At 38.0% G+C, this 7,485-nt stretch carries 7 protein-coding genes and 2 pseudogenes; 5 read left to right on the plus strand and 4 right to left on the minus strand.

Annotated features, from left to right (window positions below; translation table 11 throughout):
* Window positions 1-431, minus strand: a pseudogene (locus CWATDRAFT_RS28070) (photosynthetic reaction center family protein); the annotation flags it as partial.
* A gap of 1,050 nt (window positions 432-1,481) precedes the next feature.
* Here CWATDRAFT_RS28070 and CWATDRAFT_RS40665 point away from each other — a divergent pair.
* Entirely contained in the window at window positions 1,482-1,748 is a 267-nt protein-coding gene (locus CWATDRAFT_RS40665) for a hypothetical protein (RefSeq protein ID WP_231586014.1), read from the plus strand.
* Window positions 1,749-1,759: 11 nt separating this feature from the next.
* Here the strand turns inward: CWATDRAFT_RS40665 and CWATDRAFT_RS28080 are convergent, their stop codons facing one another.
* Together CWATDRAFT_RS28080 and CWATDRAFT_RS28085 are read right to left on the minus strand one after the other, a co-directional pair.
* Window positions 1,760-2,599: a M48 family metallopeptidase gene (locus tag CWATDRAFT_RS28080; RefSeq protein ID WP_007308164.1), complete on the minus strand. Its 840-nt coding sequence runs from the start codon at window positions 2,597-2,599 to the stop codon at window positions 1,760-1,762.
* A gap of 214 nt (window positions 2,600-2,813) precedes the next feature.
* Entirely contained in the window at window positions 2,814-3,155 is a 342-nt protein-coding gene (locus CWATDRAFT_RS28085; RefSeq protein ID WP_007308163.1) for a hypothetical protein, read from the minus strand.
* Window positions 3,156-3,417: 262 nt separating this feature from the next.
* On the opposite strand from CWATDRAFT_RS28085, the gene CWATDRAFT_RS28090 reads away from it, so the two are divergent.
* Window positions 3,418-4,047 carry a mechanosensitive ion channel family protein gene (locus CWATDRAFT_RS28090; RefSeq protein WP_007308159.1) on the plus strand — a complete coding sequence of 210 codons (630 nt, stop codon included), beginning with the start codon at window positions 3,418-3,420 and terminating at the stop codon, window positions 4,045-4,047.
* Window positions 4,048-4,348: 301 nt separating this feature from the next.
* Here the strand turns inward: CWATDRAFT_RS28090 and CWATDRAFT_RS28095 are convergent, their stop codons facing one another.
* A complete protein-coding gene (locus tag CWATDRAFT_RS28095) occupies window positions 4,349-5,914 on the minus strand; it encodes an IS66-like element ISCwa4 family transposase (RefSeq protein WP_007308162.1) in 1,566 nt (521 codons plus the stop codon).
* On the opposite strand from CWATDRAFT_RS28095, the gene CWATDRAFT_RS28100 reads away from it, so the two are divergent.
* From CWATDRAFT_RS28100 to CWATDRAFT_RS34850, 3 genes and pseudogenes are all read left to right on the plus strand, one after another.
* Window positions 5,868-6,392, plus strand: a complete 525-nt coding sequence (locus tag CWATDRAFT_RS28100; protein ID WP_007308160.1) for a helix-turn-helix domain-containing protein — start codon at window positions 5,868-5,870, stop codon at window positions 6,390-6,392. The two genes, CWATDRAFT_RS28095 and CWATDRAFT_RS28100, sit on opposite strands and share 47 nt — an antisense overlap.
* A gap of 121 nt (window positions 6,393-6,513) precedes the next feature.
* On the plus strand, window positions 6,514-7,155 hold the full coding sequence (locus CWATDRAFT_RS28105) for a transposase (RefSeq protein ID WP_007303176.1): 642 nt from the start codon (window positions 6,514-6,516) through the stop codon (window positions 7,153-7,155).
* Between the two features lie 27 nt (window positions 7,156-7,182).
* Window positions 7,183-7,485 (plus strand): annotated as a pseudogene (locus tag CWATDRAFT_RS34850) (group II intron maturase-specific domain-containing protein); the annotation flags it as partial.

Below are 7,485 nucleotides of genomic sequence, written 5' to 3' on the forward strand. Positions count from 1 at the left end.
GGTGGTGGTCCGTTGTAGGCGAATACCCACTAGACGGGCGATTTCAACTGACGTAACATGAAGCCAATCAGTCCGAAAGCTCCGTGAAGGGCAACGAATGACCATAAGCCACCGATTTGACACCAACGGGTGAAGTCTCCTTGTGCTTCAGGTCCCCAGAGGAACAGTAAGGAGTGTCCGAAGGCGTTAGCGGGGGAAGAAACCGCTACGGTTAAGAAGTTACATCCTTCTAGGTAAGAACTTGCTAAACCGTGGGTGTACCAGGAGGTAACAAAGGTGGTTCCTGTTAGCCAACCACCGAGGGCCATGTAGGCGCAGGGAAATAGTAATATCCCAGACCAACCAACGAATACGAAACGGTCGCGTTTTAACCAGTCATCGATGACATCAAACCATCCTCTTTCTGGTGCGCGTCCGACTGCAATAGTCATAGAATCCAATCCTCTTGCTTAACTGAAATCAATGGCAAGATTTCTTAACGTTTGTTTTATCTAGTTTAGGTCATATTGTCCCACTATTTTGATGTGAGACTAGACCCAGAGAACGCCTATCAGGTTGACTGTATGGGCGAAATCCGTAAGGTATGCCTAGATCCAAAACACCAACACCAGAATCTGAGTTAGGGGATCATTAACATTTCTTAAACTAGCACAACTTTCTGATTCTCGTGGGAGTAACCCCTAAGTTTCAGGCAGAGTGCCTTGTTGCTATCTTTAGACTATTATTAGCAAAAAATTTACAAATTGACACATCTCGTCTCATAATTTCTTAGAGATTTTGACCAGATTCAGAATCATCATATAGCTAGAATGTACTTCTGACAAGGGTTTTACCCTCTATGGCTAATTTATCCCCTTTGGCTAAAATAAAATTCATTCTAAAAATACAGTTTAATTCCCACCCTCAGTAGATGGATTTTTTCTATAGTATCTGAGAGTGTTAATCTAGGATTTTCTATGGTACTTTCTCGGAGCAATCAAAACCAACCAGTACAAGTGGCTAAATATGTCCCTAAACGCTCAGAAGTGAAACGACTTGAAATCGAGCAGAAAAAAAATGTCATGCTCTTAGTTGAAAATATGATGGAGAGGGAAGAAGCCACATTTAAGATGGTTATTGATAGTCTTTACGACGTTGGCTCTCTTAATTTAATTAATAAAAAAAATCCTTTAAAATTTCTCAAGTCTCTACTAAGATTAGTTGTAAAACTAGCAAAAACTATTTTTCACTCTATTGCTTTTTATTGGGTGAAAAACAATACCCCTGAATTAATCACTAATTGGTTAATTGGTAAAATTATGATTTCTACTAAACATAAAAAAAGACCTATGAAATCAAATAAAAAATTAGCAAAAAATGCTCAGCAGAAAAAAGTACAGAAAAAAAAGAAAGTAAAAAGAAATAAGCACTCTAAGAGGACTAAAAGCTCTGCCAAAGTTGTCCAATATTTTCCCAAGCTTTCAGAGGCTCAAAAACTAGAAATAGAACAGAAAAAAAATATCATGCTCTTACTTGAAAACCTAATGGAACGAGAGGAAGCAACCTTTAAGATGATTATTGATTGTCTTTATGATATGGGTTCCCTCAATTTAATCAATCAAAAAGTTTCTATGCGTCCTCTCAATCGAGTTACGAAATTAATTGCTAGATTATCTAAACCTAGTTTTCGAGCGATCGCCTTTTATTGGGTGAAAAAGAACACCCCTGAATTAATTACAGACTGGTTACTACGTAAGGTTAGATTCTAAGTAGAAAAGTCTTATAGTAAACCCCGAAACTCACGTTGATAAGCTCTATTATCTAGTCCATCTCCCTGATAGGCAATATCAGGGTTAACCGCTTGACTTAGGGCTTGAACCCTTTGGGAAGTGGCTGGGTGCGTACTTAAAAAAGCAGGGGGCGCTCCGCCACTTTGGAGCAATTTTTTCATAAAGGTAATCATACCAATGGGCGCATATCCAGCTTTTCTTAAGTTTTGTAAACCTATTCGATCCGCTTCTAGTTCAGCTTCTCGACTGCGAGGAAGATTAAAGCCTAGTTGTACCCCAATGTTAACAATATTATTTTCACTCAATCCAGTGGCCGACATTAACCCTTGAGAAATGGCAACATTCCGCATTTGCTTAATAGAATGACGTTGGGTAATATGGGCAATTTCATGACCAATAACACTGGCTAATTCTGCTTCATTTTCAGCCGCAGCAATTAACCCTGTATTCACATAGGCAAACCCCCCCATAGTAGCAAAGGCATTAATAGAATTATCTTGAAGAACTTGGAAAGTAAAAGGTAGATTCGGACGACTACTATTTTGTGCTAATCGTTGACCAATACGATCAACTCTTTGAGTTAAGGTTTGATTTCGAGAAATACGAAACTGCCCACTTCTGATTAACTCATCGTTGATTTGCCTTCCATATTTAACTTCTTGAGAGTCCGATAAATTGGATAATTGAATGACTTGTACCCCCTGATATATCCAATTTAGCCACGATTGACCATAACTCGGTTGTGGGGAAGTGATAATAATACTGCTACTGATCAAAATAGCTAGTAGGCCATAAATTAAACGACTACGATAAGGATGTTTCAACTTCATCTTCAATAATAGAGAATAACTTTAGTTTCTTCATTGATTTTCATTATAACCATAGTTTTTATTTTTTAAACTCTTCAGTTGTTACAGATAATAAATTGTCTATTGATTTCTCTTTATTTCTACTTATTTCTACTTATTTCCACTTATTTCTACTATTAAGTTAAGATGACGGAATAAATTTCCCTCAGATTTCTATTACCGTCATCTTCAAATTCTAAACATCCAATAAAGATTCAAATTCACAGCGTAAAGCTTCAATTTCTCCTACCCTAGCAACAATCACTGTGTCCAAATCACTGGGATTAAAATTATTTTGCCAATAACGTACTTGATCTTCATTTTTTAGCCAAAAATTAACAATACTTCCGACAACATCATCCCAATCCCAATCTGGGTTTTTAGGAATATTGTCAACAGATTCAATAAAGCTATCAAGGCTACATTGATAACTACCTAAATAGGCTGAGCCACGATTTTTATTCTGTTCAATTTGTTGTTGATAATTAAAAAAGGTTAAAACGGAAGCTGTACCGATAATGTCAAAAAAGTAGTTCATAATCTGTTTTGTTTTTTTATTTTTAACAGTTCTATTCACTAATAGAGAGCCTAATAGTAAAGGGTTTGATTTAGCACTTAAACCTTATGAGTGCTAAACAAAAAAGGATTAATTTACAGAGCATGATAACCAATATCAATGGGGAAAACTGTTAATAATCAAGTTTTGATAATATTTCTTAACAATTTCTTAATTAAGAGACGAAAAGGTAAAAATAATAAGATCCTAAGTTTTTCGAGTTAAACGGCTGTGATTATTCATAATGGGGGTAGCAGATATTGTAGAAAATAGTCAATTAATTATCATGCCGGTTGCATTAGTAGAACAAAACTGGTTTCGTTGGGCAATTTCATTAATTTTAGGATTTCCCTTAATTATGATTATCTTAAATGAAATTATTGTCCGACTTCGCCAAGAAGAAAAACCATTAATAGCCACCATTATTATTTTTAGAAATTTGGTTTTTCCTTTGGTAGCTTTATTATTTTTATTTACAAGAGTTTTAGAAATACCAGAAGAAACTACTATTATTAGGTTGGTAAAAACTTTAGTGTGGATCGGCATGATTCATGCCATGCTTTCGGCATTTAAAGTCTTGATTTTTGATCAAGCAGTTTCAGGAAGTTGGCAAGAAAGGGTTCCAGATGTATTGTTGGACTTAATTCGCTTTTTTCTCGTTGCTTGTATTACTGCGGTTATTCTTTCTACCGTCTGGAAAATAGATTTAGGCGCACTTTTAACCGCTTTTGGGGTGGGTTCATTGGTGATTGGTTTAGCCTTGCAAGACACATTAAAAAATCTCTTTTCGGGTATTTTATTATTATTTGAACGTCCTTTTGCTTTGGGGGACTGGTTACAAGTAGGGGAGACGATAGGCAAAGTAATTAAGTAACTGCTCACCGCAACAAAAAAGTCTTATTGAAAAGCACTACAAACAACATCAGTTGAGTCAACAAAAATATAAGCCCTGTGATTTAGCGTAAAATTTAAGCTAATTTATTACGGCTATTTTAATGACTAACATTCCCAGAATCAAGTCTTTTTAAAACCTCAAATAAAAACAACAATATGAGAAAAAAAAGAATAGTAAGATAGTTTTTTGTTAGCGGAGATTATCCGCTAATCCTGTGTATTTTTGTGCAGAGAGATAGGGCGATCAAGAAAAATCTATCCCCCATCGGCTCCGGAGCCTTTTACATCTCTAATCCTGGGGGACTCCGACCAGCTAATGAAAATAATTCGCATAATTGGACAATGGCATTTTGCCCCTGTAATCTCATGGTCTCTAAAAAACTGAACATTTGGGTGACTAACTCTGCACCCCAGTCGCTTCTTGCCCCCCCACTTACTTTGCGGTGAATGACAATGGGACGTAAAGCTCTCTCAGCATCATTATTATCTGGTTTGACTTCAGGATAAGTTAGAAAGGTGAACCACTCTTCCCAATGACGTTTGAGACGGTTAATCAATCTTTGTGCATCATAAGGCCATCCTTTTTTGGGAGTTGCTTTAAAAATCTTTTGCAGTGAGTTCTCGACTTCTGTTCTTTTGGAGCCTAAGTCTTCAAGGGTTAAATTTCGAGCATGATAATGACGATAATGGATACGGGCGGTTGCTAAAACTTGCTGTACATCGGCAGCAAATTCTCGATTCGCTTGAAAACGACTGGTTTTAAGGGACTCTAACTCTCGTTCTAAATGTGCCAGACATTTCTGTTTGGCCATCGCACTTTGTCTAAAGTAGGCACTATAGCAGTCACTGGTGAGGATGCCCTTAAAATCTGCTCCTAACAATTTCTCGACTTCTGCGGAGCTTCTAGTGGGAGCCAACATCAACACACAGACCTCATTTGATGTGGCTACCCAAACCCAATACTTGATGCCATCGATGCAATAACTGGTTTCGTCAACACATCGGATTCCTGGCTGCTGGATGTACTTTAACCACTGTTGAGTCAAGGGTTCTAAACTTTCTTGAAACCATTTGTGCATTTTGGCAAGGCTCCCTTGAGAAATGGGAATGCCAAAGACATACTCTATAAAATGTTCCTGTTTACGCCATGTAAGATTACCCCCATAGCCAAGCCAGCCCACGATGCTACTTAATCGCGCCCCATAACGGAATCCTTCTTTAACTCCCAATGGAACAGGACTGTAATCTGACCATCCACAACTAGGACATTTATAGAATCCGCGACGATATTCCCTGATTTCTATGGGTTGGTCTACTACTTCAGCCACTTGCTGGACTTTTTCGGGAACTACTTCATCTCGTTCCACTGAACCCCCACAAACAGGACAGTTTTCTAGTTCTAAAGGGACTATCTTATCGGGCTGACCAAAACCATTACGGGTCTTCCCTGGGTGGTCATATTTTGGTCCGCGTTTAAATCCTTTTTTGCGTTTCTTTTTGTCAGAAGGCTTTTTTAGTTGGTCTGATGATGGGGGGACTGAACTGTTTTTTGAGTTACGGTTTTTTAGCTTATCTCTCTCTTCTTTCAATTTTTCAATTTCTTGCTGTTGTGTAGAGATTTGTTGTTGTTGCTGGTCAATCAGTCTTTGTTGAAGAGATAACTGTTGTTGTGCCTTGACTAGCCACTCAATCATGAAGACATTCTTCGCCAACTGTTCATCGGCGATAGCTCTAACTAGTGCAGCTTGGCGAAAGTAATCCACCAGATTTTTACAGAAACTTTCGTGACTAGCCACGACAATGTGTTTCAATGAAACTAACGGAAGAATCTCGAAGTTGATGTCCATGATAAAAGCATTGCCAATTAACCTCTCCAACCTACAGAAAACAGTACTCCAACAAATAGTGAGAGGGACAACAAACCCCTATCGCCTTGTTAGACGAGCCAAGCTAATCTTAGCCGCAGCATCAGGAGAGAGCAATAGTTCGATTAGTCGAAGATTAGAATTAGACCGAGTACAAGTGCGTCAGTGGCGATCGCGATGGTTTGAGGAGAGAGAAAAACTGAGTGCCGCCGAAGAACAACAGGTAACGGAGAAAGCATTAATGGTCTTGATCAAAGGAATTTTAAGCGATCGCCCAAGACCTGGAACAACAAAATCCTTTACGGTCGAACAAGTAGTCCAGATTGTAGAGATCGCTTGTGAAGAATGTGAAAAATCAGACAGACCAGTGAGCCATTGGACACCTTCAGAGTTGGCGGATGAAGCCATAAAAAGAGGAATTGTCGAAAAGATTTCCCCCCGTAGTGTGGGGCGTTTTTAAAAAAGAAGCGACATTACAACCACATCTCGTTCGTTACTGGTTAAATGCCAAAATTGATGATCCCTTAAAATTTAAAAAGCAAGTCAAATATATCTGTGAACTTCATCAAGAAGCTAAAACTTTGTTAGAACAAGGAATTCATTTAATTAGTACAGATGAAATGACAGGGATTCAAGCTCTTGAGAGATTATTTCCGAACAAAAGAATCAAGCCTAAACAAGTAGAAAAAATCGAATTTGAATATGAAAGACACGGAACTTTAAGCTTGATTGCGAACTGGGATGTGGCAAGAGGAAAAGTTGTTAGTCCCTCTATTGGACCGACAAGAACAGAACAAGATTTTTCTGAACATATCCAGAGAACGATTAAGATTGATGAAAAAGCAGAATGGATTTTTATTGTAGATAAACTCAACACTCATAAATCGGAAAGCTTAGTCAAATTAGTAGCAGAAAGCTGTGGAATTACTATTGATTTGGGGAGAAAAGGAAAGGAGGGGATTTTGCAATCTATGGACAGCAGAGCAGATTTTTTATCAGATGAATCTCATCGAATTCGCTTTGTTTATATTCCCAAACATACATCGTGGCTTAATCAAATTGAGTATTGGTTTTCGATCTTAGTCAGGCGTTTACTCAAAAGAATTACTGTCCGTTCAACTGAAGAACTATCCCAAAAAATTCTCAATTTTATTGATTACTTTAATCAACATTTTGCTAAGCCGTTCGTTTGGAAATTTAAGGGCTTTAAAGATCATAAGTGACTGGTGGATTATTTTTGCTAAGCTGCACTAGCTCACCATGAGGCAATCAAAGAGGTTATCAAAGCTCATAAGAAAGCCCCACAAGCAGCATTAATCGCAAGATTAAACCCCATAATTCGAGGATGGTGCAATTACTACCGAACTGTTGCAAGTAAGGAAACGTTCTCATCCGAAGACTTAATATTATGGAATATGCTGAGAGCCTGGACAATTAGCAGGAAAAAGAAGACACCATTAACTGATGCTCTCAGGAAATATTTCTCACACGGAAAACACAGATTTTGGACGTTCCAAACGCAGGGATTGGTACCGAGCTCGATTGTATCCCCC

This window comes from Crocosphaera watsonii WH 8501, assembly GCF_000167195.1.
GTDB classification, from domain to species: Bacteria; Cyanobacteriota; Cyanobacteriia; order Cyanobacteriales; family Microcystaceae; genus Crocosphaera; species Crocosphaera watsonii.